28 protein-coding genes are annotated in these 26,218 nt (G+C 48.5%); all 28 read right to left on the minus strand.

The genetic code is table 11. The annotated features are described in order from the left end of the window. Window positions 1-16: 16 nt before the first annotated feature. The 28 genes from resB to EDM52_RS07515 all read right to left on the minus strand — a co-directional run bounded on the left by resB (window position 17) and on the right by EDM52_RS07515 (window position 26,200). On the minus strand, window positions 17-1,645 hold the full coding sequence (gene resB, locus EDM52_RS07380) for a cytochrome c biogenesis protein ResB (RefSeq protein ID WP_122908358.1): 1,629 nt from the start codon (window positions 1,643-1,645) through the stop codon (window positions 17-19). Between the two features lie 12 nt (window positions 1,646-1,657). Next, window positions 1,658-2,182: a thiol-disulfide oxidoreductase ResA gene (gene resA / locus EDM52_RS07385; protein ID WP_122908359.1), complete on the minus strand. Its 525-nt coding sequence runs from the start codon at window positions 2,180-2,182 to the stop codon at window positions 1,658-1,660. Between the two features lie 113 nt (window positions 2,183-2,295). After that, window positions 2,296-3,039, minus strand: a complete 744-nt coding sequence (locus EDM52_RS07390) for a pseudouridine synthase (protein WP_122908360.1) — start codon at window positions 3,037-3,039, stop codon at window positions 2,296-2,298. Between the two features lie 107 nt (window positions 3,040-3,146). Continuing rightward, window positions 3,147-3,680 (minus strand): spore maturation protein, encoded by a 534-nt coding sequence (locus EDM52_RS07395; protein WP_122908361.1) that lies wholly within the window; start codon window positions 3,678-3,680, stop codon window positions 3,147-3,149. 12 nt (window positions 3,681-3,692) lie between these two features. Then, window positions 3,693-4,283, minus strand: coding sequence for a nucleoside recognition domain-containing protein (locus tag EDM52_RS07400; protein ID WP_122908362.1), 591 nt, complete (start codon window positions 4,281-4,283; stop codon window positions 3,693-3,695). After that, window positions 4,276-5,451 (minus strand): D-alanyl-D-alanine carboxypeptidase family protein, encoded by a 1,176-nt coding sequence (locus EDM52_RS07405; protein WP_122908363.1) that lies wholly within the window; start codon window positions 5,449-5,451, stop codon window positions 4,276-4,278. Before EDM52_RS07405 ends, EDM52_RS07400 begins: the two co-directional genes overlap by 8 nt. Window positions 5,452-5,547: 96 nt before the next feature. After that, complete coding sequence (scpB, locus tag EDM52_RS07410) at window positions 5,548-6,132, minus strand: SMC-Scp complex subunit ScpB (RefSeq protein ID WP_122908364.1); 585 nt, start codon at window positions 6,130-6,132, stop codon at window positions 5,548-5,550. Continuing rightward, window positions 6,122-6,892 carry a segregation and condensation protein A gene (locus EDM52_RS07415; protein ID WP_122908365.1) on the minus strand — a complete coding sequence of 257 codons (771 nt, stop codon included), beginning with the start codon at window positions 6,890-6,892 and terminating at the stop codon, window positions 6,122-6,124. Before EDM52_RS07415 ends, scpB begins: the two co-directional genes overlap by 11 nt. A gap of 19 nt (window positions 6,893-6,911) precedes the next feature. Beyond that, window positions 6,912-7,580: a site-2 protease family protein gene (locus EDM52_RS07420; protein WP_122908366.1), complete on the minus strand. Its 669-nt coding sequence runs from the start codon at window positions 7,578-7,580 to the stop codon at window positions 6,912-6,914. Between the two features lie 158 nt (window positions 7,581-7,738). After that, window positions 7,739-8,167 (minus strand): peptidylprolyl isomerase, encoded by a 429-nt coding sequence (locus EDM52_RS07425; protein WP_122908367.1) that lies wholly within the window; start codon window positions 8,165-8,167, stop codon window positions 7,739-7,741. Window positions 8,168-8,313: 146 nt separating this feature from the next. Next, on the minus strand, window positions 8,314-9,636 hold the full coding sequence (gene lysA / locus EDM52_RS07430) for a diaminopimelate decarboxylase (RefSeq protein WP_122908368.1): 1,323 nt from the start codon (window positions 9,634-9,636) through the stop codon (window positions 8,314-8,316). Window positions 9,637-9,908: 272 nt separating this feature from the next. Next, on the minus strand, window positions 9,909-11,378 hold the full coding sequence (locus tag EDM52_RS07435) for a spore germination protein (protein ID WP_122908369.1): 1,470 nt from the start codon (window positions 11,376-11,378) through the stop codon (window positions 9,909-9,911). Further along, entirely contained in the window at window positions 11,308-11,946 is a 639-nt protein-coding gene (spoVAEA, locus tag EDM52_RS07440) for a stage V sporulation protein SpoVABEA (protein WP_122908370.1), read from the minus strand. The genes EDM52_RS07435 and spoVAEA overlap by 71 nt, the downstream gene beginning before the upstream one ends. A gap of 29 nt (window positions 11,947-11,975) precedes the next feature. Further along, complete coding sequence (gene spoVAE, locus EDM52_RS07445; protein WP_122908371.1) at window positions 11,976-12,326, minus strand: stage V sporulation protein AE; 351 nt, start codon at window positions 12,324-12,326, stop codon at window positions 11,976-11,978. Next, window positions 12,326-13,351, minus strand: coding sequence for a stage V sporulation protein AD (spoVAD, locus tag EDM52_RS07450; protein WP_122908372.1), 1,026 nt, complete (start codon window positions 13,349-13,351; stop codon window positions 12,326-12,328). The genes spoVAE and spoVAD overlap by 1 nt, the downstream gene beginning before the upstream one ends. A gap of 12 nt (window positions 13,352-13,363) precedes the next feature. Next, on the minus strand, window positions 13,364-13,849 hold the full coding sequence (gene spoVAC, locus EDM52_RS07455; RefSeq protein WP_122908373.1) for a stage V sporulation protein AC: 486 nt from the start codon (window positions 13,847-13,849) through the stop codon (window positions 13,364-13,366). Between the two features lie 100 nt (window positions 13,850-13,949). Next, complete coding sequence (locus EDM52_RS07460; RefSeq protein WP_276531577.1) at window positions 13,950-14,351, minus strand: stage V sporulation protein AB; 402 nt, start codon at window positions 14,349-14,351, stop codon at window positions 13,950-13,952. Between the two features lie 14 nt (window positions 14,352-14,365). Beyond that, window positions 14,366-14,980 carry a stage V sporulation protein AA gene (locus EDM52_RS07465; protein ID WP_122908375.1) on the minus strand — a complete coding sequence of 205 codons (615 nt, stop codon included), beginning with the start codon at window positions 14,978-14,980 and terminating at the stop codon, window positions 14,366-14,368. A 151-nt stretch (window positions 14,981-15,131) separates the two neighbouring features. Further along, window positions 15,132-15,887: an RNA polymerase sporulation sigma factor SigF gene (gene sigF, locus EDM52_RS07470; RefSeq protein WP_122908376.1), complete on the minus strand. Its 756-nt coding sequence runs from the start codon at window positions 15,885-15,887 to the stop codon at window positions 15,132-15,134. An 11-nt stretch (window positions 15,888-15,898) separates the two neighbouring features. Further along, window positions 15,899-16,348 (minus strand): anti-sigma F factor, encoded by a 450-nt coding sequence (spoIIAB, locus tag EDM52_RS07475; protein WP_122908377.1) that lies wholly within the window; start codon window positions 16,346-16,348, stop codon window positions 15,899-15,901. Beyond that, window positions 16,348-16,698, minus strand: coding sequence for an anti-sigma F factor antagonist (spoIIAA, locus tag EDM52_RS07480; protein ID WP_122908378.1), 351 nt, complete (start codon window positions 16,696-16,698; stop codon window positions 16,348-16,350). The genes spoIIAB and spoIIAA overlap by 1 nt, the downstream gene beginning before the upstream one ends. Before the next feature lie 148 nt (window positions 16,699-16,846). Beyond that, window positions 16,847-18,034, minus strand: a complete 1,188-nt coding sequence (locus EDM52_RS07485) for a D-alanyl-D-alanine carboxypeptidase family protein (RefSeq protein WP_122908379.1) — start codon at window positions 18,032-18,034, stop codon at window positions 16,847-16,849. 102 nt (window positions 18,035-18,136) lie between these two features. Further along, entirely contained in the window at window positions 18,137-20,212 is a 2,076-nt protein-coding gene (locus EDM52_RS07490) for a methyl-accepting chemotaxis protein (protein WP_122908380.1), read from the minus strand. Between the two features lie 181 nt (window positions 20,213-20,393). Beyond that, on the minus strand, window positions 20,394-21,353 hold the full coding sequence (locus EDM52_RS07495; protein ID WP_122908381.1) for an ABC transporter ATP-binding protein: 960 nt from the start codon (window positions 21,351-21,353) through the stop codon (window positions 20,394-20,396). A 15-nt stretch (window positions 21,354-21,368) separates the two neighbouring features. Continuing rightward, entirely contained in the window at window positions 21,369-22,364 is a 996-nt protein-coding gene (locus EDM52_RS07500) for an ABC transporter ATP-binding protein (protein WP_122908382.1), read from the minus strand. 14 nt (window positions 22,365-22,378) lie between these two features. Beyond that, window positions 22,379-23,293 (minus strand): ABC transporter permease, encoded by a 915-nt coding sequence (locus EDM52_RS07505; RefSeq protein WP_122908383.1) that lies wholly within the window; start codon window positions 23,291-23,293, stop codon window positions 22,379-22,381. A 6-nt stretch (window positions 23,294-23,299) separates the two neighbouring features. Beyond that, the gene (locus EDM52_RS07510; protein WP_122908384.1) at window positions 23,300-24,232 is read right to left on the minus strand and encodes an ABC transporter permease; all 933 of its coding nucleotides are present in this window, start codon (window positions 24,230-24,232) and stop codon (window positions 23,300-23,302) included. A 312-nt stretch (window positions 24,233-24,544) separates the two neighbouring features. Beyond that, window positions 24,545-26,200, minus strand: a complete 1,656-nt coding sequence (locus EDM52_RS07515) for a peptide ABC transporter substrate-binding protein (protein WP_122908385.1) — start codon at window positions 26,198-26,200, stop codon at window positions 24,545-24,547. Window positions 26,201-26,218: the final 18 nt, after the last annotated feature.

The following is a 26,218-nucleotide window of genomic DNA, read 5'->3' on the forward strand; positions in this document are numbered from 1 at the left end:
CTCCCTCCTTGAAGCGTTATACCTTCGATTTATCTTCCAGAGTCACCGACAGGTTCGTCTGTTGTACCATTCCTTCTACTTCTTTTCGCAGTCCAAACCAGTTTTTATTGGTATGTCCAGCGATGAGTATATTGCCATCCTGGAACTGAATCCAGATCCGGCGGTGCTGCCAGAAGAAGCCCATCACAACTCCGATCATGAAGATAAACGACCCAACCCAGACCAAAGGTAAAGCTTTGTCTGTGCGCACATTCAAGCCCGTAATATCAATCAGATCAGGCATGCTAATCTTCAGACCAAATTGCGCATCGTTCTTTTGTGTGAGGATCGATCCCTCGAGGTAAACGACCTTCTCATTGATCGCATCCCGCTCAGAGACAATTTCCATCGCAAACATCGGGTTCTTTGGCAAATTGGTCTGCGTAATCGGCTTCCCGTCTTTTCCCATCGCAAAGTCCGGGAAATAATCGAGAACACGAACCTTATAGCCTTCCGCTACTTGTATGTCTCTTTCCGGGTTGTAGAGATCCAGCTTGATTGGCCCGATCTCTTTGTTGCCGTTTTTCACATCAAGCAACGTAAAGTTGAGTGCTCCCAGCTGCATTTCTTGAAAACCAGACTGGTAGAGATAGATACTCTCGTGCTTCATCGGATGATTGACGATGATCGGACCGCTTTTTACTTCGACCAGGTCAGGCTTTGCGCCCGGAATATCTGCGTTGCGATTCAGGTACAGAATAGCATCTGTCTGGTAGCTTTTCGCAATCGCCCCGCCATTCAAATCCAGCTTCTGCGGCATTTCCTCTTCCGTGTAATACTCCGTCTTATAGGCAACGTTCTTCACGTAGTACGGGGTTTCCGGAATCGGTACCGTCTCTCCTTCGCGCACCCATACATACTCGTCCAAATGGAAGCCGGGCAGGCTGCGCATCAACACCCCGATCAGGAAGAGAATCAACCCGATGTGGTTAATATATGGTCCCCAGCGACTGAATCGACCTTTTTCGGCAAGCAAGGCGCGATCTGTCTGGAAAAGATAGTAGCCTTTTTTCTTCAAGGCTTGAGCCGTTTGTTCCAGCAGCTCCTGTTCACTCCGGTCCGCAGGCTTTGGTGCCTCAGCGTAGAGCTTTTGACCTTTCAGGAAGGATTTGTGCTGGTTCAGCCTCGGCTTATTCAGTGCCTTGTACAAAGGAATGACCCTGTCCAAGCTACAGATAATCAAAGATGTTCCCAGCATCACCAGCAGGGTGACGAACCACCAGGAGGAATACATGTTGTGCATGCCCAGCTGGTAGTAGATGGTTCCCAAAACCCCGTATGTGTCCGTGTAGAACCGCTCTACGTCCAACTCTGTTGGCACAGGTACAGGTATGAATTGTTGCTGCGGAAAAATCGTTCCGAGTCCTGATGCGACCAGAATGACGACAATGATCCAAATCGCAATCTTTACGGAAGAAAAAGTGTTCCATACTCGGTCTACGATCCGGGTCGTATACGTCTGGGAACGACGTGCCATTCCTTCGTAGCGCATATCCGGGAACTCTTTTTGCTCTACCAATTCAATGTCCAACGGTTTACCGCAAGATTCGCAGAGCAGCGTTCCTACTGGATTGGTATGTCCACATTCACATTTTCGCTGATCCATATCGATCCTCACTTACGGTAAGATTTTCTCTACTTTGGACGCAATCATGGCTTCATTCAATTGACCGATGAAAATTTCCTCTACTTTTCCCTCTGGAGAGATGAAAAAGGTCGTTGGAATGGGTCCGATGCGATAAAGCTTGGTGATTTGCGATTTGCGGTCCAAAAGGATGGGAAAGTCGATCCCAAATTGATTGATGAACGGTTCGATTGTAATGGGTGATTCACCGATATTTACGCCAACCACAACCAATCCTTTGTCTTTGTACGTTTCGTATTTCTTTTGCAAAGCAGGCATTTCTGCTTTACAGGGCTCACACCAGGTGCCCCAGAAGTTCAACACGACGCCTTTGCCCTTCAAGTCATCGAGAGCGAGGTCCGATCCGTGCAACTGCTCCAGACTAAAGTTGGGAGCAGTACTTCCTACTTTCACGGCATTCGGGTCCTTGACAAAACTGGAGTAAAGCGCAAAAACAAGCGCCACCAGTAAAAGTCCCAAAATGGCAACTCGGACGTAAATGCGATTTTTTTTGTTCATTACCCGTACTCCCATCTCCGACATCTTAATATTAAAACGCTTTCCTATCTATTATAGCGTTGCTTGTATTTGTACTGCGCATAACTTATGAACAGATTTTGAACGAATCCACCTTAACGCGACCTTGGCCTCCGATTTTGCACCAAGCCCTTCTTCAGCCTCTCTACCTCGTCACTCGTCAAGGGACGGAATTGGCCCTGGGACAAGCCCTCCAACGTAAGAAAGCCCAATCGTATCCGCTCTAATTCGAGAACGGGATGTCCGATCGCGGCGCACATGCGTCTTACCTGTCTGTTTCGCCCTTCGTGAATGATGATCTCGAGCAGCGCCTTTTCATTTCCTGTCGATTTTTTCACCATTCTCGCTTCTCCAGGGGCGGTCATGCCATCTTCCAGCAAGATCCCTTTTGCCAGCTTGGCCAGCTTGTCCGGGGAAGGAACGCCTCTTACCCAAGCCCGATAGACCTTGTCAATCTCATAGCTGGGATGTGCTAGCTTGTTCGCGAGCTCACCATCATTTGTGAGCAGCAGCAAGCCTGAAGTATTGAAATCAAGCCTGCCAACCGGGTACACGCGCTCTTTCAGTCCCTTCAGCAGGTCTGTCACGACACGTCTTCCACGAGGATCCGAGACACTGGTAATGACCCCGGTGGGCTTATTGAGCATCAGATAAACATGCTGCTCCAAGCGAATAGGTCGGCCATTCACAACAATGCGGTCTTGACCGGGATCAACCCGAGTTCCCAGCTCACGAACCACCTGGCCATTCACCTGCACTTTGCCTTGCACGATTAATTCTTCACAATGGCGTCGAGAGGCGACTCCGGCATGTGCCAATACTTTTTGTAAACGTTCCATTCTTGGTTCACCTCTACAACATCATACCCATTCTTACCAGTGTGGACAACAAAAAGGGAAAAACTTCCCCTTCCACGGAAGTTTTTCCCTGAGTATTCCATTCCCCTTCACGAGAAGACCAGATAGACGACGAGCAGTGAGAAAATGACCCCGGCCAGATCCGACCACAGCCCTACCTTTAGCGCATACGTGGAATTGCGAATTCCGACAGCTCCGAAGTAGACAGTCAGAACGTACAAGGTCGTATCCGTACTGCCTTGCATGGTAGCTGCCAACCTACCTATAAAGGAATCAGGACCGTATTGGGCGATCAAGTCTGTTGCAATGGCTAACGAGCCAGTCCCAGTCAATGGTCGCAGGAGTGCTAATGGCACCAGCTCCTCTGGAAAATGCAAAAAGTCCAACGCTGGCTTGATCAAGCCCAGCAGTAAATCCAGTGCTCCCGACTCGCGAAACATCGACACTGCCACCATCATCGCGATTAGATGAGGCAAGATGCGTATCGTCGTACCGAGGCCGCCTTTCGCCCCCTCTACAAAGGTTTCATAGACAGGCACCTTTTTTCTCCACCCGTAGAGCAGGACAAACGCAATCATCACCGGAATGGCCCATAGTGAGAGCAGGGATACCCATTGATACATCTGGTTCCCCCCTTATCTGATGCTTCTGATCGCACGATATCGATACCAGCGGTCGATCAGAATAGCCACAATCGTCGCAGCGAAGGATGAGAGCAGTGTCGTTCCCACGATGTCAACGGGATTGACTGATCCGTACTGCATGCGGATTGCAATCATAGTAGTAGGAATCAGGGTAATGCTTGCGGTGTTGATCGCGAGCAGCGTGCACATCGCGGGCGAGGCTTGCTGTTTGTTGGGATTGAGCTTTTGCAGCTCTTCCATCGCCTTCAGTCCCATCGGTGTCGCTGCATTCCCTAGCCCCAGCAGATTCGCACTCATGTTGGACAGAATGTATGCCATAGCCGGGTGCCCTTTCGGAATATCGGGAAAAAGAAGCGAGATCACGGGTGACAGCGCGCGGGCAACTAGCTCCATCAACCCCGCTTTCTCCGCGATCCGCATGATCCCCATCCAAAAGGCCAGCACACTAAGAAGTCCAAAGCATACGGTGACTCCGGTCTTTGCTCCAGCAAACGCTGCCTGGTTTACGACCTCCATCCGTCCTGTAATGGCTGCGACGACTATACTGCTGACAATGAGCGCAAGCCAGATAATGTTAAGCACGGAACAGCCCCCCCGCTACCAGATTCCAGAACTGCTGCCAAAAGGTCGGAGCTACAGCCATTTGCTGATGTACCCAAGTCGGTGTGTCTACTTGCACTTTCAACGGGACTTGCCCAATCATTTGATCCTTCAAATGAAATTGTAAAAAGCCGATCAGCTGACCATTCATTTTATCCGTGATGACCGACTCACTCATCACCACTCGTTTTTGCACATCATCTTCCTCGTCTGCCTGCAAGGGATAGGTGAATGCATTGGTGGTGACGAGATGGGTACCTTCTTCGACCTTCACGAAGGATTCAGGCTGTATGCTTTGTCCCAGGCTGACGAGCTGTTTCGTGGAGAAATGTTGAAAGCCCCAATCCAGCATTTTTGCCGAGTCATTCCAGTCATCAGATGCATTCAGGGTAATCGTTGCCAACTGTCTGCCATCACGAGTAGCAGAAGCAGCCAGACATCGCTTTGCCAGCTTTGTGTACCCGGTTTTTACGCCATCTGCGCCATTGTACAGATGAAGCATTTTGTTTTTGTTGAGAAGGCGTCTATCGTACTCCTCGCCCTCCCAGGAGATGTCTTTTACCTTGGTGGAAACGATCTGACGAAATGTCGGATTGCGCAATGCGTAGGCAGACAGCTTAGCCATGTCTTCCGCTGTAGAGTAATGCATGTTGCTGTCATCCAATCCGTGGGGGTTGTTAAAATTGGTGTGTGTCATTCCAATCAAGGCCGCTTTTTCGTTCATCATATAGACAAAGCCCGGTACCGAGCCTCCAACATGAGTGGCGACCGTCACTGCAGCGTCATTACCAGAGCGAAGCATCAAGCCGTACAATAATTCCTCCAAGGAAAGCTTCTCATTCTTTTTCAGATAGATTGAGGATCCTTCCACACCTACGGCTTCAGGAGGAACCGTTACTTGATCCTTGAGTTGTCCATTTTCAATCGCTACAATCGCCGTCATGGTTTTGGTCAAGCTGGCAATCCGCATTTTTTTGGAGCCGTTCTTGGAGTAGAGGATTCGTCCACTGGCGACGTCAATCAATGCAGCTCCTTCAGCTGACAAGCCCGGTGGCCCTGCACTTGCTGCAGCGTCCTGCACCGGCATCCAAACAAGCTGTATAAAAAGAAAAACGACGAGTACGCCGCACCAACTTTTCCGCACTCTCATCCACACCCTCCCATTCCAAAAGTACAGGTAACAAAGGTTTGTACCATGTATATGGGGACGAGTCGTGTGATAGTACGAAAAACTGTGCACAAGCGTCTAGTCGTTCTTGGTTTCTTCTGCTTTTCCGAACAAGGCGGATGCTTCCAGGCGCGCTTCTTCAATATCCAGATTGACAGGCGGTGGCGGCAAATCCGTGAGTTCCCGCAAGCCGAAATGTTCGAGAAAGTCCTTCGTCGTCGCATAGAGGATAGGGCGTCCAATCCCCTCTGCTCTGCCCGCTTCCTTGATTAGTTGCTTGGACAACAGGGTGTTCAGCGCCTTTTCGCATTTCACACCGCGAATTTCCTCAATCTCCGAGCGAGTGAGTGGCTGCTTGTAGGCAATGATTGCGAGTGTTTCCAGTGCTGCTTGGGACAAGGTGGATTGACTGGGAGAACTGGCAAGCCGCTCAAAGTATTCGGCGTGTTCAGGGAGGGTCGTCAACTGATAGGCTCTAGCCACTTCCACGATTTGAATCCCTCTGCCAGCTCGGCGAAAATCTGCTTTCATGTCCTCGATCAGGTCGACGATTTCATCTTCAGATACTTGGGTGATATCACTTATCTCCCTGGCATCGATGCCTTCGTCGCCCGAGATGAACAACAAGCCCTCAATGACGCCTTTCAGCTTGTCATAGTCCATCAGTGGGGACCCCTTTCGTATCGTTTTCACAAATCATGATATCTTGAAACAGTTGATTTTGGATGCATTGGATCTGCTTGGACTTCATCAGCTCCAGCAAAGCGAGAAAGGTCGTAACGATCTCTGAGCGTGTCACTCCCTTGGAGAACAGCTGAGAAAAGCGAACCATACCGCCACCAACCTGTACAAGCTGACGAATTTCCTTCATTCGATCCTTGATCGAAACCTCGTCCCTGGATACCTTTGTGAGCGGCTGTTCTTTATCCTTCACCTTTTTTACCAGCTTTTCCAAGGCTTGAATCAGATCGTAGAGCGTTACATCCTTAATCGTGTTTTCCTCTTCGCGGATATAAGGCGTCAGATTCTCTGCGGGACGTGTAAACACCTGACTACGCCCACTCTCCATCTCTCTTAGCTGTTCAGCAAGCATTTTGTAGCGCTTGTACTCCAGAAGACGCTGGACCAATTCTTCTCGTGGATCGATCTCTTCCACGTCCATATCGAGGTAAGGCTGAAAGACCTGCTCCTCTTTTTTGGGCAGGAGCATCTTGCTTTTGATAGCCAATAGCGTTGCCGCCATGACTACAAATTCGCTGGCTACATCCAGTTGCATCTGGTGCATGGTGTCAATCGTAGCCAGATATTGCTCCGTGATTTCAGCGATGGGGATGTCATAGATGTCTACTTCTGCCTTGTCGATCAGATGGAGCAGCAGGTCGAGCGGCCCCTCAAAGGAGTCCAGTTTGATACTGTATGCCAAGATTACTCCCTCGTTTCTGCTATAAGAAAGGTCTGAGAATGGAAATCGCGATCTCTTGCACCCAGTTGATCACGAGTGACATCGGAATTCCGAAGATAACGGAACGAACACCAGGGATAAAGATCAAGAGCAACAAAATCCATGGTCCGTAGATTTCAAAGTTGTAATAAAACCTGTCCCAGCCTCGGGGTGAGAGAAAGCGAAGAATCTTGTAGCCATCCAGCGGTGGTACTGGCAACAGGTTGAACACGAAGAGTGCCGAGTTGATAATCACACTGTATTCCAAAGTCAGCTTGATCGCATATACCCATTTGTCACTGGTGTCTGAGAGCATACCCGCCTGCAGCACGTACAAATAGATAACGGCAAAAAAGACTCCGAGTACCAAGTTGACCAATGGTCCTGCACCTGCGACATAGACCATGCCCAAGCGCTTGTTTCCACGAAAATGAAGCGGATTGACCGGCACCGGCTTGGCCCAACCGAACGGTCCGAACAAGATCAGGATCAACCCGAACGGATCAATATGAGGGATCGGATTGACTGTCAATCTCCCCTCGTCTTTAGCCGTGCTGTCACCCAGCTTCCAGGCAACAAAAGCATGGGCATATTCATGCAAAGTGAAGGCAATGACGAACGCAATCAAGCGAAACGGCACTGTCTCCCAATCGAAGTGAAAAAGATCCATTGGCTCCTCCTCTAAAAATCGTCTACTTTCTAGCATATCAGCATGCAGATGAGCTTACAAGCATCAAGCCAAGGAAGGTTGGCCTCTACTCTCATGCTGGATGGGACAAAAAACACTGGCGACTTTGCACGTCACCAGTGTTTCTCCCAAGTCAACGATTAAGATACAACGACCTTGCTCATTTTGTCGCCTTGTTTGATCGCATCCACGTGCTCCATGCCAGAAGTCACACGGCCGAACACTGTATGTACACCGTCGAGGTGCGGGAAGGAATCGTAGCAGATGAAAAACTGGCTTCCACCTGTATCTTTTCCTGCGTGTGCCATCGAAAGAGCACCGCGGAGATGCTTGTGTGGGTTGCCTTTTGTCTCACATTTGATCGTGTAGCCAGGGCCACCTGTACCAGTTCCATGCGGGCATCCGCCTTGTGCTACGAAGCCAGGAATCACGCGGTGGAAAGACAAGCCGTTGTAGAAGCCTTCGCTCGCCAATTTTTCAAAGTTTCCTACCGTACAAGGAGCTTCCTGATCGAACAACTCAATTTCGATTAGGTTGCCATTCTCCATAGTGATTTGCGCTTTTTTCATATGTAAGCCTCCAGACCTGATAAAGTTAACCATCCTATTCTACCATGCAGGCAAGTCGTTCGTCCAATTGTTGGGCTGGATAACTGCGAAGCAAATCAAAAAGGTGCCCGGAGCCGATTCTTCTCGGCTTCATAGGCACCTCTTTATTAGCGTTGCAGCTGCGCACGTTGTGGCAGCAGGTCGTGGCTGACCACGTCTTTAAAGGATTCTCTTTGGACAACCAGCTCTGCTTCACCGTCTTTGACAAATACAACAGCTGGGCGAGCAATACGGTTGTAGTTGTTGGACATCGAGTAGCCGTAAGCGCCTGTACTCGTCACAGCCAGAATATCGCCTGCTTCTGCCTTTGCAAGCTGAACATCCCAGATCAGCATGTCGCCAGACTCGCAGCATTTTCCAGCGATCGAAACCGTCTCGTTTGCCGGTTCATTCATTTTGTTTGCAATAGCCGCTTCATATTCAGCTTGATAGAGGGCAGGACGCAGGTTGTCCGTCATGCCGCCATCTACTGCGACGTATTTGCGCACGTTTGGAATATCCTTTTGTGATCCAATCTTGTACAAGGTTGTTCCCGCATCTCCGACAATACTGCGGCCTGGCTCGATCCACAGCTCAGGCAATGGCAATTGTCTTGCGGTCAGCTCTTCACGAACCGTATCTGTGATCGCTTTGATATAGGTCGCTGCAGCCAGTGGGGTGTCCGACTCGACATAACGAATGCCGAAGCCTCCACCCACATTCAACACCTCGGAGATAAAACCGTGCTTTTCTTTTGCCTCTCCCAAAAGCTCGATCAAGCGCTTGATAGCGACGATAAAGCCTTCTGCTTCGAAAATCTGCGAACCGATATGACTGTGTACACCCAGCAGATGCAGATGGCTGCTTTCGTGCGAGAATCGAATCGCCTCAATCGCTTGACCGTTTTGCACGTCGAAGCCGAATTTGGAATCGACTTGTCCAGTCGAAATATACTCATGCGTATGCGCTTCAACCCCCGGAGTTACACGCAGCAAGACACTGATTTTTTCATCGCGCTCGCGAGCCAGCTCGTCTAGCGTGTACAGCTCATAGAAGTTGTCTACCACGAAGCAGCCGATCTTGGCATCCAAGGCCATATTGATTTCCTCAAGGGACTTGTTGTTCCCGTGAAAATGGATTCGTTCCACCGGAAAACCTGCTTGTAATGCGGTATACAGCTCTCCACCTGATACGACATCTAAAGACAGGCCCTCTTCTTCGACCAGCTTGCACATCGCCATCGTACAAAACGCCTTGCTGGCATAGGCCACCTGAAAGGCAAATCCTGATTGGCGGAATGCATCGACATAGGCACGGCACTTGCTACGAATCAAAGCTTCATCATACACGTAAAGTGGCGTACCGTATGTAGCTGCCAGCTGTGTCGCATCGCATCCCCCAATTTCCAAATTCCCTAGCTCATTCACTCGACTTGTCCCGTGTAAGTACATCTTCCTGCTTCCCCCAGTCCTTTGGTCAAACCGTACCAAATCTCCGTCTATCTGCATCTCTTCTATATTAGAACGACAACCGACTAGAAAACTTGGCTCCGCCAGGTCGGCGGAGCCTTCATTGAACTCTCGGATAATCAAACAGCAGGCAAGTGGCTGCATTTGCTCCTACCGTTCGTTGTCGTACCGTGCCATGCCCGTAAGGCTTACCATAAAATTTACTACATGGCTGTGCATTTGACAATGGGTGGTTGCAGCCTGTTGTCAGAATATTATTGACGAGAGGAATTTTGGGAGCGAACAATGCTAGGGCGTTTGTTTTTCATCGGGACTGCCATTCTGACCATGATGTCCTTGAAGGCTTTGTAATCAAACGGGATAAAAGGCCAGAGATAAGGCGTTTCAAGGGAGCGTGTAGCCACAAGCGCAATCAAGACGAGCAAAAGCCCAATCATCAAGCCGGTTGTGGAAAAAATTCCTGCCATGAGAATCAGAAAAATACGGACTAAACGATTCGCCAACCCGAGCTCATAGCTGGGAGTTGCAAACATACCAACCGCAGCCACTGCCAAGTACAAGATCACCTCAGGGGCAAATAAACCAACATTGATGGCGACTTCTCCAACCAATATGGCAGCCAGCAAGCCCATCGCGACGGATAACGGTGCTGGTGTATGAATCGCAGCCATCCTCATCAGGTCGAGCCCCAGTTCTGCTAGGATGAATTGTGCCAAAAGCGGTATGCTGCCCGTTTTCTTGATGCCGATAAAGTCCAGGGACTCCGGAATCATCGAAGGATTCATCACCAGAAGCAGCCAGAGTGGCAGAATGAACACGGATGCGAATATGCCCAAAAAGCGCACCCACCGCAGATAAGCACCCACGACTGGCGTCTGCCGGTACTCCTCGGCATGCTGTACGTGGTGAAAATAAGTAGCGGGTGTGATCATGACACTCGGCGAGGTATCCACATAGATCAGAACATGGCCTTCCAGAAGATGAACCGCCGCAACATCCGGGCGTTCTGTATAGCGCACCATCGGAAAAGGATTAAAGGTTTTTCCGATGATGAATTCCTCAATCGTTTTTTCCGCCATCGGGATACCGTCGATTTGAATGCTCTGCAAGCGATTTCGCAGCGTTTCTACCAGATCCGGATTGGCAATATCCTTGATGTAGCAGACGGACACATCGGTCTTGGTTCTTTCCCCTACCTGCATGATCTCAAAGCGTATTCTTTCATCGCGAATCCGTCTGCGTGTCAGCACCGCATTGGTTACCAGGTTTTCCGTGAAACCATCATGAGCGCCGCGTACGATTCTTTCCGTATCAGGCTCCTCCGGGTTACGCCCCGGATAGGTTTTGGCATCCATGATTATTGCTTCTGAGGAACCGTCAATAATCAACCCGACTTGACCAACCAAGAGCTTATCGATGAATTCATCTGTCGTTTTTACCTTATTCAGTTGGAAAAAAGGAATGTATTTATAATACAGATGGTCAAACAATTCGTTTTTCATGTCGCGATCACGTAGATCGTTCAAGTCACGCATGATCTGGGTAATGATATCACTGTCGGCAAATCCATTTATGTAGTAGAGCAACAGGCGTGTGCCACCAACATAAAAATCATGGACTCCTATATCAAAGCTGACTCCTACACCGAGCTTTTCATTGAGATAGGTCTTGTTCTCTTCCAATCGTTCCTCGATGGGACGCCGCTTTTCCGTTATTTCCGCCATGTGATCCGCTCCTTTCCAATATCCATTGCACTGCTTTCTTGGTAATTGGACATCCATCCTGGAGACTGTCATGCCCCTCCATTTTTCCGATATCCCCAATTCCAATCAGATTGGGGATATGCAGTGAATTCAACACATCCACTGTATCCCCGTAGATCTTGTTTTGGAGCTTTTTCTCGGCATATCCGTCCTTGTCCACCGCTTCCTCGACAATCTGACCATCCTTGTCGATGGAATATTGGACTGTGGCTCCCTGTACCCATCTCGTGTTGGATGCAACCGCTATCGCCCCGATCACTTCGATAGCCGGATGCTTGACCACGTACTCAAGTGCTCGTTCCCCCCGTCCACGCCCAAAATCTCCGTTGTCATCAAACATGACGATGACGGGATCGTAAGGAGTCATCTGGATCAATTCCACCATCTGGCTCCCATCGAGCGGCGTGGGATTACCTGCAGACAGCGAGATGCATCGTCCACCGAGATCTTTGGCTACAGCTTCGACTGCCTTCTGTGCAATGTGGTCGCCATCTGTGACCACAATGACTTTTCTTGGTTGACCATTCATCAGGGTTCCACCACCCTTGCAGGATTGCGTTAGCCTTTTGGCTTAAATACAAGTGATGCTAGAAACCCAAACGCAATAGCTGCCGAAATTCCTGCGCTCGTCACCTCGAAGATCCCCGTAGCGACCCCGATCAACCCGTTTTTCTCCGCTTCTCCAATCGCGCCATGGTAGAGGGAATGGCCAAAGCTGGTAATCGGCACGGTCGCGCCTGCTCCTGCAAAGTCGATAAATTTGTCATAAACCCCAATAAAGTCGAGAAAGACTCCCGCTACGACCAATGTACTCATCACATGGGCAGGAGTGAGTTTTCCGACATCCAGTAAAAGCTGTCCCACGACACAAACCAAGCCACCTACAACAAATGCAATGACGTACTCCATTAAGCTCCTCCTTCAAATGCGACGGCGTGTGCAATGCAGGGAATGGAATTCCCTTGTTGATAGCTGACAGGGCTTAGCAGAGCTCCCGTCGCGCAAACCAAGACTTTTTTCACTAAACCGCGGTTCAGTTGATCCATAATGTAGCTGTAAGTCACGACTGCACTGCTCGCACAACCACTTCCTCCCGCAAAGACATCCTGATCCGGTGAATAGATCATCAAGCCACAGTCGTTATAAACCTGATCCATATCATAGCCCTGGGCCAACATCAGTTCCTTTACGATGGGATAACCCACGGCTGCAAGATCTCCTGTGACGATCAGGTCATAGTCCTTCGGTGAACGCCCAAGATCCTTGAAATGCGCCTCTAAGGTAGAGACCGCAGCGGGAGCCATCGCAGACCCCATATCAAACGGATCCTTAATCCCCATATCGACAACTTTGCCCATCGTTGCATGGGTGATGCGCGGTCCCTTCCCACCAATCCCAACGAGACCAGCTCCGGCACCCGTAACCGTCCACTGGGCACTTGGCGGTTTCTGACCACCATATTCCGTCGGATAGCGATACTGTCTTTCCGCTGTTGCATTGTGACTACTGCAAGCAGCAATCGCCCGGTTTGCATAGCCCGCGTTTACCAAGGAAGCGGCGGTCGCAAGCGTCAGCATGGAGGTCGAACACGCGCCGTACATACCGAGAAGTGGAATCGCCAGCTTTTCAGCTGTGAAGTTCGTCGTGATGTTTTGATTGAGCAGATCTCCGGCCAGAATGAAATCGACTTCTTGCTCGGTGATAGCTGCCTTTTTCAAAACGTTTGTTACAGCGTCCTCCATCAATTGTCGTTCCGCATCCTCCCAGGATTGCTGGCCGGCATACATGTCATCATGGATTTTATCAAACAAGGCAGCCAATGGACCTTCCCCTTCTTTGGGACCAACTGCCACAGCAGATGCCTGCAAGCGAACGTTCTCGGCAAAATGCCAGGTTTGACGGCTGATGCGTGCTGTCTGCTTGTTGCTATCCATCGTTAGCCCTCCTCAGAAAATCATTTTGAACAGGCTCTTGAGGATACCTGCGACAAAGGCTGCAACGACACCGAAGACGATAACCGAGCCTGCTAATTTAAACATGTTTCCGCCCACACCTAGGACAAAGCCTTCACTACGGTGTTCAATCGCAGCAGATGCGATGGAATTCGCAAAGCCCGTGACAGGAACAGCCGAGCCTGCGCCTGCATACTGACCAATATTGTCGTAAACACCCATACCAGTAAGAAGGACGGAAATGAAAATCAAGGTAGCGACCGTTGGGTTGCTTGCTGTTTTTTCCGTAAAGCCAAAAAAGTGAATGTACATATTTTGCAAGGCTTGACCAAAAAGGCAGATTGTACCACCAACCCAAAACGCACGCATACAATTGAGCAAAACGTTTCGCTTAGGCTTGTACTTGGATGCTTGTTGCTGATACATCTGTTTGGTCATCTGCATGGATCCGATTGGTTTTGCTTTCGTCTTGGTCGCCATGCCTTTCCACTCCTTTACTTGTCCATACCTGTGTAAAAATTTCACTCTATCTATATATTTCCTGTTTCAATGGATCCTATGAATAGCGGTATTTACCAGTTCACAGATGCAGCAGCCACTGAAGCAACGAGCCCGTAATTTTGCCAAAAACCATCGCCATCAGCAGATAAAGTAGACTTCCATCCATATGCAAACGCTTGGCGATGATGGGAAAGACATTTAAGGCTTCGGTGAGTCCTGCCGCCAAAGTTCCTACAAAAACACCTGCCAAGAGTCCATAGACGGACGTAACCAGTACAGGCAGACTCGTCTTAATTTGATAAAAATCAATCAATGTAAAAAACAGCGCTCCACTTACCAAAGCCCACTCCAGCTTGCGAATATGTTGATGGGCATTGGTCAATTGGGTCAGTCGCGGAACGATATCCAGCACGGTTATGAAAGCTACAAACCCACTTCCCACGGCGACTCCCCAGCCCAATCCGACCAGGACGACGAGCATGACTTGAATGATGCTCACGTTTTCGTACGCTGATTTTCCTTATTTTCATGCTGGATGTAATATTGATCGACATTTTGCTGGTACATGAACAACTCTACTTCTAGTGGGCTCGGCTCCTCGTTAATTTTCTTTTGAAAGATATGATTGAAAAACAGCACCATCCCTAGCCCGATTCCGATGGAGTACGGAATTTGCAGCCAGAGTGGATGCAGGTTTTTATCTCCGGTGATCAGGTAAAAAATACGTTGATGTACTTCTTTCATACTCACATCGGTGTGGAAGTTCATGATGGCCAGTCCTGAACCTACGAACAAAAGAATCCAAACCAAGGCAACCAACAACGGATTCGCCCTTTTTCTCGGATTCATCACTTCAACGATGATTTGCGAGGCACCTTGCACTTCCAGTTCCGCCTCTGGATAGGCAGATCTCAGTCTTTCAATGACTTGCATAATGTCAATGATCACCAGGTTCCCGTCCTTTGGCGAAACCTGATAGACAGGAATTCGTCTGATCGCCTCCTCCTTGCTTCCGTCCCAGAAAAATTGACAGATGTCACCCAACGTAATCACGGATTGTGGCTTGACCGCCAACCGATTGCGCAGGCGCAGATACAACGGATCTTTCATCTGATCCCCTCCTTGATTTCCAACTCCTTATCACTCGCTAGTATGTGCCCTGCCTGAAAACCCATACCCTTCTCTTTGCCAGCTCTCCCCTCGGAATAACAAGAAAAACACCAAAGCGTCATTATGCCTTGGTGTTTCTCTTATATTGATGCTAGTGTTCGATCTGGTCCTTGATGGTTTGCAGGATTCGCTTCTCTAGGCGCGATACCTGTACTTGTGAAATCCCCAAACGCTCCGCTACTTCTGACTGTGTCTGGTCCTTGTAGTAGCGCAGGTATACGATCAACTGCTCTCTTTCACTCAAGCGGCTGATGGCATCCTTCAGGGCAATTTTCTCAAACCATTTGTTTACTCCCTCATCCGCAATCTGATCGATCAGCGTGATCGGATCTCCATCATTTTCAAAAACAGTCTCATGGATGGAGGACGGGGAACGGCTCGCTTCCTGTGCGAAGACGACTTCCTCCGGTGTAATACCCACTGCATCGGCTACTTCTGCAATCGTCGGAGCTCGACCGAATTGCTTGTACAATTCATCCTTGACTCGCCTTACTTTATTAGCGGTTTCCTTGAGTGAACGACTCACCTTGACCGTTCCATCGTCACGCAAGAAGCGTTGGATTTCTCCGATGATCATAGGCACAGCATACGTAGAGAACCGCACATCATACGTTAGGTCAAACTTGTCGACGGCCTTTAACAAGCCAATGCAGCCAATCTGAAACAAATCATCCGCTTCGTAGCCACGGTTGATAAAGCGCTGGACGACGGACCAAACCAGCCTGATATTGCTATTCACCAATAGCTCTCGGGCATCACTATCTCCTGCCTGACTCTTGGCGATCAAGTCTTTCACTTGGTCATTGGTCAGAAATGGTTGACTCGCATTTTTGATATCGGCACCCATTGGCACTACCCCTAATTTTGCAAGGCTTTGGCAAACGACAGGCGTTTGGTCAGACGAACAGTTGTCCCTTTACCGACAGAGGTCGCCACTTCCAAAGAGTCCATGAAATTCTCCATAATGGTAAAACCCATTCCGGAACGTTCCAGCTCCGGCTTGGTTGTGTAGAGGGGCTGCATCGCCTGCTCCACATCCTCGATTCCTTTGCCTTTGTCTTCCACAACGACGTCAATCACTCCATCATTGATCTGCACGGAAATATGTACCACACCCTCTGGATTTTCGTCATATCCGTGGATGATAGCATTTGTCACAGCTTCTGATATTACCGTCTTGATCTCTTCCAATTCATCCATCGTGATATCCAATTGAGAAATGAACGATGCTACGGCAACACGAGCAAAAGCCTCGTTCTGGCTTACCGCAGCGAACGACACGGTCATGAAATTACGTTGTACCTTCATTACGCCACCCCCAGGATTAGCAGTGCTTCTGCCTCGTTTTCACGAAACTTGATCACCTTGAACAATCCCGACATTTCAAAAATCCGGTAGATCGTCGGATTGATGGAGCAAACATACATATCGCCCGACCTGGCAGAAATCTGCTTGTATCTGCCAAGAATCACTCCGATACCGGAACTGTCCATAAACGCCAAATCCGCTAGACTGAGAACAATATGGCGAATAGGAGAGGTGCGCAATACTTCATCCACCTTGCTGCGCAATTCCTCCGCAGTGTGATGGTCCAATTCCCCCTGCAAACGGATCACCAGGACATCCTGTCTGGTTTCCATCGCGATTCGTAAACTCATAGCTGACACACTCCTTCATCCCGTAGTGACAATCTCTTTCTTCTCTCTCTTATCCAATTCCTGCCAGCCGACAAAAGAACAAAAAAATCGAGCAGCCATAACCGTTCTTTCGAGGCAACTCGACTCTTTTCGCGCTCCTGTTGTCTGATTAGTAGCTAATCAAAACCTTCTTCGTTGTTCGCTTGAGAATCTCCCACATACCTGCCTCATCGACGGTTTGCTCCGGATACAAATCGATTCGATTTACTTCCTTGCCGTCTTTGGTTCGGATAAAAATATGCCCCACAACCTGATCCTTGTTCACTGGAGCATTGACGGTCTTGTTCACGACCACCTCGCGCTGATAATCATCAGCGTTCTCTCCTTTTTTCATCAAAAGACTTACGGATTGTGGAGTGACGACATTGATATTCGGCTGCTGCCCCTTGTCCACCGTTAATTGCTGGACCGTTTCACCTTTTTTGTACATCGGCATGACCTGGTAGTGGGTAAAAGCGTAGTTGAACATGGTCGAGACCTCATTGTTTCGTGTCTTCACATCCGGTTCGCCCATCACGACCGAAATGACACGCATGTTGTCCCGTTTGGCAGTTGCCGTCAAGCAGTATTTGGCTTCCCCTGTATAGCCCGTTTTCAAGCCGTCTACGCCCTCATAAAAACGAACGAGACGATTGGTATTGACCAACCAAAAGGGGTTGGAGGTATCTTTGCGCAGGTAATCCTGGTAGGTTCCTGTAAAGCGAGTAATATCTTCGTGCTTCAGCAACTCTCTGGACATAATGGCTATATCAAAGGCTGAAGATACGTGATTCGCAGCAGGAAGCCCATTGGAGTTCACAAAATGAGTGTTCTTCATTCCCAATTCACGGGCACGCTCATTCATGCGGTTGACGAAAGCCTCTTCCGTCCCTCCTAAATGCTCCGCCATCGCGACTGAAGCGTCATTGCCTGATGCGATTGCAATTCCTTTGATCATATCCTCGACAGTCATCACTTCACCCGGCTGCAAAAAGATCTGTGATCCACCCATCGATGCAGCTCTTTCACTCGTACGCACCTTGTCTGTCATCTTAAGTTCACCACGATCAATCGCTTCCATGATCAAAAGGAGCGTCATCACTTTGGTGATGCTTGCTGGCGGCAGCTTTTCGTGCGGATTTTTTTCGTACAGAATCGTACCCGTGTCAGCCTCGATCATCACTGCCGACAACGCTTTGGGCGCAAAATTCATGGCTCCTGATGGTGGAGCAGGCTTCTCACTGGCTGCAAGAGCCTTAGGAGAAAAGATAGTGATGCACATGATGAAGCATAGAGCGAGATAGCTTTTCCGATTCATAACAGTCTCTTCCCTCCATTCATGGTTTTATTCTCACCAACCAGAAAGGAAAATATTCACATAAAAATACCCCTTCCGCTTGGAGCAGAAGGGATTTTTTGATCAGATGACAAACCGGCTAACATTCTGGGTCAGGTCATCCGCCATTTTTTTCAGCTGTTCAACATTTTCATTGATTCGGGCGATAGAATGCAGCTGTTCATCTACTGTTTTCACAACGCCGTTAATCGAATCCTTGATCTCGTCAGACATCGAGGCCAATCGATGGATGGAATCAGTCACAACCTGGTTACCCGCTGCCATCTCTTCCGAAGTGGCAGTCATCGATTCACTCTGCTCGGCAGCAGATTGAATGTCGGACACAATGTTTTGGAATGAAACGCCTACCGCTTCTACGGAATGCAACCCGCCTCCTACCATGCTGACGATCTCATCCATATGCCGGCTCATCTCCATCGCTTCGTCATTGATGGAGTGAGCGATCGCTGCGATTCGATCAGAGAACAAATTACTTTCCTCCGCCAGCTTTCTGACCTCAGTCGCAACCACCGAAAAGCCTCTTCCTGCATCCCCTGCTCTGGCCGCTTCAATCGCGGCATTAAGCGCGAGCAAATTAGTCTGGGAAGCGATGCTGCTGATCATTTCTACAATACTAGTAATTTGCCGTGCGCGCTCACGCAGATTATGCATTTGTTTTGCCGTACGTTCTACTTCGTTCGAAGCGCGACGCACCGTGTCAATGACATTGCCAACCAACTGCATGCCATCCTGAGCTCTTTCAAAGGTGCGTGTCGTAGCTACAGAGGTAGATTCAGCTGAAACCGCCACCTGCTGCACGCCTTGGGAAATCTCTGAGACGGTTTGCGCAGTGGCTTGTACCTCGTCCGTCTGCAAGGAGACGCGTTGGGCGATAGTCGAGATATTGCTGGTGATGACATCGATAGCACCCTTGTTTTCCTCGGCAAATTGCGACATTTCTTCTGTGGCTACATTCAGCTGAGTAGCTTGGCCTTGAACCAAGGCGATCAATTTCCGCAATTCTGCGGCCATCTCATTCATTTTGGTTCCTACCATCGCAATCTCGTCATTCCCTTTGACTGCAATGTTTACGTCAAAATTTCCGGAACCGATTCGATCCATATCTTGCGCAATCGCAAACAAGGAAGTCCGAATCCGCTTTGCAAACCACCAGATCGACCACATCGAAATGGCTATGACGGGGATAGCAAACAGGATGAAGTACCACGCCATCGCATCGACTTCCCCATAAACTTCTTCTATCCCTGTTGTAAGCACGACATTCCATTTCAATAATGGAATTGGTGCCGTAGACGCGAACAGCTCGTTGCCATTTTCTTCATAGACGAGACTTTGGCTCACCTGTTGATTTGCGATCGCCAACAGGTCCTCATAATCGGGGTTGCCCTGCAAGGAGAGCTGATTGTTCAGCTCCGTCTTTTGATGCGCTACGACCAAGCCATCTTGACGGACGACGAACGCATGTCCATTTTGCATGAACGAGATATCCTGCGTTTTTTGCAGCAGGTCATTCATATTGAACCCGACAATAAAGATTCTCTTGGTGTCTTTATTTCCTTCTCCTACTGGAACTGCAATATGTAGATAGCTTTTTTCATTTCCTTGAACAATTTCTTCATCGGATATTACTGGACCAGCGGAGCTTTTAGCATCCTGAAAATATTTAATCTTTGTAAAATCCGTATCGCTTTTCACAGTCAGCGTATACAGCATTTTCCCGGAATTGGCATCCACCAGATAAATCTTGGAAATTTCTTTATGGGATTGTACGAGCAACCGGAACTGCTCCAAGATCAGTGGCTCCATGTCCGTTTGCATAATGCGCATGGCGGCCATGGTCTTTGTAGACTCAAGGATCGCGTTTACCCAGTCATTCATGCTCTCAGCATGCTGTTCAGCGAGCATTCTGGACTGGTTGGAGGTAATCCCGATCAAGGTTGATTTAGAAAACGAGATAGCTATGTAATTCAATGCACCGATAATCACTAGTACCAGGATAAGACCAAAGATAATCATTTTTGAAGCCAGGGAACCTTTGAAACGATTGGAAATTTGAGTCAGCTTGGATGATCCCAAGGACATTGCTGGTGCAGAAGTCGCAGGTTTATTTTTCTTTTTCGGAAAACGAAATTTGCTCATAAGATTCTGCCCCCTCACTGTGTTACTCTACTTATTACCGACTTTTAGCAAGAATAAACCTAATATTATTTGAAAAGTAGCATTTTTTTGAACATCCCAAAATCACTCGTGGTAAATTGAAAAATTTAAAAACGGGTTCCCAGCCTAACACTTACTGGAAACCCGCTTGATGAAATGCATTCTAGTTGTACAGATGACAAGCAGCGAAATGTCCCTTTTCGATCTCCTTCCAGACTGGCTCTTTGGCAGCACACTCTGGCATAGCTTTTGGACAACGAGTACGGAAATGGCAGCCGCTTGGCGGGTTCATTGGGCTTGGTACATCGCCTTCGAGAACGATGCGTTCACGGTTGCGCTCAATTTCCGGATCAGGAATTGGAATAGCAGACAAAAGTGCTTGGGTGTAAGGATGAAGTGGCTTTTCATACAGCGCCTCACTGTCTGCCAGCTCAACCATTTTACCCAAATACATAACCGCAACACGGTCGGAAATGTATTTCACCATGGATAAGTCATGGGCAATGAACATGTACGTCAAGCCCATTTTTTCTTGAAGCTGTTCGAGCAGGTTTACAACCTGTGCCTGAACCGATACGTCCAGTGCGGAAATCGGCTCGTCACACACGATAAATTTCGGTTCTACGGCAAGCGCACGGGCAATCCCGATCCGCTGACGCTGACCACCGGAGAATTCATGCGGGAACCTGTTCATGTGCTCTGGATTCAAGCTTACCAGGGAAAGAAGCTCTTGAATGCGCTCCTTTCGCTTTTGTCCGGTAGCCAAACCGTGAATATCGAGCGCCTCGCCAATGATATCCCCTACGGTCATACGCGGATTCAACGAAGCATATGGGTCTTGGAAAATCATTTGCATATTGCGGCGCATCGCCTTCATTTCATGATTGTTCAAGTTCATAATGCTTTTGCCTTCGAACAAAACATCTCCAGCAGTCGCATCATACAAACGAAGAAGTGTACGACCAGCTGTGGATTTTCCACAACCGGACTCCCCTACCACACCAAGAGTTTCGCCGCGCTTGATCTCAAAAGAGATGTCGTTCACAGCTTTGAGTGTATTGTCACCAATAGAGAAAAATTTCTTCAGATTACGAACTTCGATCAATGTATCGCGATTTTCCACTGTTTACCCTCCCTCTTACGATCCTGAGCGGTTCTGAGCAAGCGGATGCTGTAGCCAACAAGCTGCACGCTGTGAGCCACTAACTTCAACGAGTTCAGGATCCATTTCCTGACACACGCGCATAGCTGATTCGCAACGTGCGGTAAATCCGCATCCTGTCGGTGGACGCAAGAGATCTGGCGGTGTGCCGAAGATAGGTGTCAACGGTTCATCCCGATTCAAGTCCAAACGTGGCACCGAACGAAGCAACCCTTTTGTATACGGGTGCTGCGGGTTGTAGAAAATGTCATCTACAGTCCCTGTTTCAATTACTTTACCTGCATACATGACGATGACACGGTCGCACATTTCGGCAACGACACCCAGGTCATGCGTGATCAAGATAATGGACGTACCCAATTTCTTCTGCAGGTCTTTCATCAGATCCAAAATTTGCGCCTGAATGGTAACGTCCAGGGCTGTCGTAGGCTCATCCGCGATCAACAGCTTTGGCGAGCATGCCAATGCGATAGCGATCATGGCGCGCTGGCGCATCCCACCAGAGAATTCGTGCGGATATTGCTCGACACGTTTTTCAGGTTGAGGAATGCCAACGATCGTCAACAGCTCAATAGCACGTTTACGCGCATCAGTGCGGGACATGTTTTGGTGTTTGATCAACCCCTCTGTGATCTGGTTCCCAATCGTCATGGTCGGATTGAGGGATGTCATTGGATCTTGGAAAATCATCCCGATTTCTTTCCCACGGATGGCTTCCATTTGTTTATTAGATTTATTTACAAGATTTTCGCCATTAAAAAGGATTTCTCCTTTTTTAATTTCACCCGGCGGCATCGGAATCAATTTCATCAGAGATTGGGCCGTAACGGATTTACCGCATCCGGACTCTCCTACGATCGCCACGGCTTCCCCACGGTTTACGTGGAAGTTGACGCCACGAACGGCCTTTACTTCTCCTGCATAGGTATGGAAGGAGACATGTAGGTCTTTAACATCAAGTATGCGTTCCATAATGATCGTCCCTCCTATTTCCGCAAGCGAGGGTCTACAGCATCTCGCAGACCGTCACCAAGCAAGTTAAATGCCAAAATGGTAACCGAGATAAATACTGCTGGGAACATGAGTCGCCAAGGGAAGTACTTCATGGCAGGCAAGCCCTCAGAAGACATGGTACCCCATGATGCGACTGGTGCTGCTACACCCAATCCGATAAAGGACAGGAAGGATTCCGCAAAAATCGCGTTCGGAATCGTCAAGCTCAAGGTTACGATGATAGGACCCAATGCGTTTGGAATCAAGTGTTTGAAGATCAAGCGGTTGCTGTCAGCACCCAGGGAGCGCGCAGCGAGCACGAATTCCTGTGATTTCAATTGAAGCATTTGACCGCGCACGATCCTAGCCATCCCAATCCAGCCCGTTATCGTCAGGGCAATAATAATGGTCGTAACTCCTGGTTCTAACACAACCATGAGCAAAATAACAACGAGAAGATATGGAATTGCAAACAAAATATCGGCGATACGCATCATCACTTCATCTACTTTACCGCCGTAGAAGCCGGCGATTCCGCCCCAGATGACACCGATAATCAAGTCGATCAGGGCTGCGATAATCCCAACCTCAAGGGAAATTCTGGCACCATACCAGATACGGACGAACATGTCACGGCCGAGATCGTCTGTACCGAACCAATGCTCACCAGAAGGCTTTTGATTCTTACCTGCCAGGTTGGTCGAAAAGTAGTCATTATTTGTCATCATCGGTACAAAAATCGCGCAGAGTATCAGTACAACGATGAAAACTAAAGATACCATCGCTACCTTATTCATTTTCAGGCGACGCCACACATCAGCCCAGAAAGAAAGGCTTGGACGCTTGATGGATTCTGATTGTCGAAGGTCAACTGAAATCGGCTCAAAATGCTCTTTATTCAATTGCATAGTTCATTACTCCTTTCCTGCGTCTGCCAGCTTGATGCGTGGATCAATGAGCGTGTACGCGATATCTACGATCAGAATCATCACAACAAGGATGATCGAGTAGAATACGGTAGTTCCCATAATCACGGTGTAGTCACGGTTCGTAATGGAGAGTACGAATTCGCGTCCCAGTCCTGGAACACCGAAGATACGCTCAATTACGAAAGCTCCTGTCAAAATGTTGGCAATCAGTGGACCCAGGTAAGTAATGACCGGTAAAAGCGCATTCCGGATCGCGTGTTTTACTGTAATTGTAATGGTGTTCAAACCTTTTGCTTTCGCTGTTTTAATGTAGTCTTGACCCAGAACCTCAATCATGTTGGAACGAGTCAGACGCGCGATAAACGCGAGTGGCGATGCAGCCAGCGCCAGAGATGGAAGTACTGTATAGGAGAAATCTTCCCATTTCGCAATCGGGAACAGTCCCCATTGAATCGCGAAGAAATATTGCAAAAATGATGCCAAAATAAAGCCCGGAACGGATAACCCGAGAACGGCAATGACCATCGCCGTGTAATCCTGCCATTTATTATGCTTTAATGCCGCTATGACCCCAAGTATTATACCGCCAAAAATAGCGATGATCAGAGCCTGCAACCCCAAGTGGGCGGATATTGGGAAACCACGATTAATCATCTGGTTAACCGTTGATGATTTTTCTGTAAAGGATGGACCCAGGTCCCAGGTGATAACCCCTTTAAGATAGTTCAAATACTGCTCATGCAAAGGCAAATCGAGCTTGTATTTTGCTTTCAAGGCTTTTTCAATTTCTGCTGGTACTGCCCTCTCTTGTGTAAATGGGCCACCTGGTACAGCTTGCATGATGAAGAAGGTGGCCGTTACGATCAAGAAAAGCGAGATTAGCATGAATACGATGCGCTTGCCGAGATAACGGATCAACTAACTTACCCCCCTAACAGTTTTTCATAAAGTACACCTGACCGCTTGCGGTCAAACACTTTTGTCCCCCGACGAGAGGGGAAAACGGTCAAGACCGTTTTGCATGCTTTCACGTCCCATCTTTACACTGCGGACGTATTTAGACACAGTGCAAAAATCGGCTGTGTAAATAACCCTAGTTTCGATCTCTTGCGACAACTTTTTCTCTCTGTATTGGCTTTTCGCCATAATCTATCGGAAGAGTCTGCATAAGATAAGGTATATGGACGGCCATATACCTTATCCCAGACGAACTCATTTCCTTCTTTTCAATTACTCAACGTATGCCCATTTCCAGTCTATGTCGCCCAGACCAGTGATCTGTACGCCTTTGACGTTTTCGTTTTGGACCCAGGATTGCCTATAGAAGTAGATTGGGGCAATCGGCATCTCATCCATCAGAACTTGTTCTGCATCTGCCAGAATTTGCTTGCGTTTTGCAACATCCATTTCCGTAGCGGATTGGTTCAAGAGTTCTTTGAATTTCGGATGCTCCCAACGAGTATCGTTGTTTCCGCCCATTTTATCCTTGTACAGCTCCAGGAAGTTGATTGGGTCGTTGAAGTCACCCAGCCAGCCCATACGGCCAATTTGGAAGTTTCCTTCGTGCATGTCTTCGAGGTAAACTTTCCATTCTTTGTTTTCCAGTTTTACCTCTACGCCGAGATTTTTCTTCCATTGGTCCTGAATCGCTTCGGCGATCTTTTTGTGGCCTTCCGAAGTGTTGTAGGACAAGGTAATTGGCGGCAGCGATGTAATACCCAGCTCCTGCATACCCTCTTGCAGCAATGTTTTCGCTGTTTCGATATCGTTGTCTTTGAAATATCCGTCTGCTTTCAGAGCCATGGACGGTGGAACAGCGCCTGTTGCAGGGAGCTGACCTGCTTGCAGGATGTTGTCGATCAGCGATACGCGATCAATCGAGAACGTGAACGCTTTACGGATCTTCACGTTGTTGAATGGTGCTTTTTCGGTGTTGAACTTGTACCAGTAAGTACCTGCGATTGGTTGAGTTGTCATTTTACCAGCATCTTTCAGAGCTGGGATGGCATCTGTTGGCAGGGCGCTTGTTGGAGCACCAGCCCAATCCAATTCACCGTTTTCAAACATGGACAATGCTGTATTCTCGTCTTCTACCATAGAGAATTCGATTTTATCCAGCTTGACGCTGTCTTTATCCCAATAGTTCTCGTTTTTCACGAGAACAATTTTGCTCTTGTGCTCCCACGTTTCCATTTTGAATGGACCGTTACCTACGTGAGTAGCTGCTTCAGCTGCCCACTTTTCGTTGCCCTCATGCACTTTTTGGTTGATTGGGAAGTAGGTACGGAATGCGAGCAGCTCCAGGAAGAACGGAGTTGGGTTCTCCAGTTTCACTTCCAGCGTTTTGTCGTCGAGTGCCTTCACACCCACTTCATCAAGACTTACTTCGCCTTTGTTCGCTTTTTCACCATTTTTGATGTAATAGAGTTGGTATGCGTAGTTGGAAGCTGTTTTTGGATCAAGTGCGCGCTTCCAAGCAAATTCAAAGTCTTTTGCTGTTACCGGTTCACCATTGCTCCATTTGTGATCGCGAATCTTGAAAGTATAAGTCAGCAAATCTTCTGACACTGTGTAGCTTTCAGCAGCAGCAACTTCTGGCTTATCTTTTACGATCCGAGTCAAACCATCAAAGGTAGCCAGGATGATGGCTCCGGAAGTGGTATCCTCAGCGAGTCCCGGGTCCGCTGTTGGCGGTTCGGAGTGGAGATTGAAACGCAATACCTGTGGCTTCGCTTCAGCAGCAGGAGCCGCAGGTGTTTCTGTAGTTGTGCCTCCAGCCGGTTGTTGTGCAGGCGGTGCAGATGTTTGTTGGCCACCTGAGCAACCAGCCAATGCCGTACCCAAAACTGCAATAGAACTCACGAGTGCAAAAACGCTCTTTTTCAACACAATTACCCCCAGTAC

Source organism: Brevibacillus invocatus, from assembly GCF_003710915.1.
Taxonomy (GTDB): domain Bacteria; phylum Bacillota; class Bacilli; order Brevibacillales; family Brevibacillaceae; genus Brevibacillus; species Brevibacillus invocatus.

Bases quoted from the DNA above. Each gene is read 5' to 3' on its own strand.
- resB (WP_122908358.1), bottom strand. From the start codon at position 1,645: ATGGATCAGCGAAAATGTGAATGTGGACATACCAATCCAGTAGGAACG.
- resA (WP_122908359.1), bottom strand. From the start codon at position 2,182: ATGAACAAAAAAAATCGCATTTACGTCCGAGTTGCCATTTTGGGACTT.
- EDM52_RS07390 (WP_122908360.1), bottom strand. From the start codon at position 3,039: ATGGAACGTTTACAAAAAGTATTGGCACATGCCGGAGTCGCCTCTCGA.
- EDM52_RS07395 (WP_122908361.1), bottom strand. From the start codon at position 3,680: ATGTATCAATGGGTATCCCTGCTCTCACTATGGGCCATTCCGGTGATG.
- EDM52_RS07405 (WP_122908363.1), bottom strand. From the start codon at position 5,451: ATGAGAGTGCGGAAAAGTTGGTGCGGCGTACTCGTCGTTTTTCTTTTT.
- scpB (WP_122908364.1), bottom strand. From the start codon at position 6,132: ATGGACTATGACAAGCTGAAAGGCGTCATTGAGGGCTTGTTGTTCATC.
- EDM52_RS07420 (WP_122908366.1), bottom strand. From the start codon at position 7,580: ATGGATCTTTTTCACTTCGATTGGGAGACAGTGCCGTTTCGCTTGATT.
- EDM52_RS07425 (WP_122908367.1), bottom strand. From the start codon at position 8,167: ATGAAAAAAGCGCAAATCACTATGGAGAATGGCAACCTAATCGAAATT.
- lysA (WP_122908368.1), bottom strand. From the start codon at position 9,636: ATGTACTTACACGGGACAAGTCGAGTGAATGAGCTAGGGAATTTGGAA.
- EDM52_RS07435 (WP_122908369.1), bottom strand. From the start codon at position 11,378: ATGGCGGAAATAACGGAAAAGCGGCGTCCCATCGAGGAACGATTGGAA.
- spoVAEA (WP_122908370.1), bottom strand. From the start codon at position 11,946: ATGAATGGTCAACCAAGAAAAGTCATTGTGGTCACAGATGGCGACCAC.
- spoVAE (WP_122908371.1), bottom strand. From the start codon at position 12,326: ATGGAGTACGTCATTGCATTTGTTGTAGGTGGCTTGGTTTGTGTCGTG.
- spoVAD (WP_122908372.1), bottom strand. From the start codon at position 13,351: ATGGATAGCAACAAGCAGACAGCACGCATCAGCCGTCAAACCTGGCAT.
- spoVAC (WP_122908373.1), bottom strand. From the start codon at position 13,849: ATGGCGACCAAGACGAAAGCAAAACCAATCGGATCCATGCAGATGACC.
- EDM52_RS07460 (WP_276531577.1), bottom strand. From the start codon at position 14,351: ATGCTCGTCGTCCTGGTCGGATTGGGCTGGGGAGTCGCCGTGGGAAGT.
- EDM52_RS07465 (WP_122908375.1), bottom strand. From the start codon at position 14,980: ATGAAAGATCCGTTGTATCTGCGCCTGCGCAATCGGTTGGCGGTCAAG.
- sigF (WP_122908376.1), bottom strand. From the start codon at position 15,887: ATGGGTGCCGATATCAAAAATGCGAGTCAACCATTTCTGACCAATGAC.
- spoIIAB (WP_122908377.1), bottom strand. From the start codon at position 16,348: ATGAAGGTACAACGTAATTTCATGACCGTGTCGTTCGCTGCGGTAAGC.
- spoIIAA (WP_122908378.1), bottom strand. From the start codon at position 16,698: ATGAGTTTACGAATCGCGATGGAAACCAGACAGGATGTCCTGGTGATC.
- EDM52_RS07485 (WP_122908379.1), bottom strand. From the start codon at position 18,034: ATGAATCGGAAAAGCTATCTCGCTCTATGCTTCATCATGTGCATCACT.
- EDM52_RS07490 (WP_122908380.1), bottom strand. From the start codon at position 20,212: ATGAGCAAATTTCGTTTTCCGAAAAAGAAAAATAAACCTGCGACTTCT.
- EDM52_RS07500 (WP_122908382.1), bottom strand. From the start codon at position 22,364: ATGGAACGCATACTTGATGTTAAAGACCTACATGTCTCCTTCCATACC.
- EDM52_RS07505 (WP_122908383.1), bottom strand. From the start codon at position 23,293: ATGCAATTGAATAAAGAGCATTTTGAGCCGATTTCAGTTGACCTTCGA.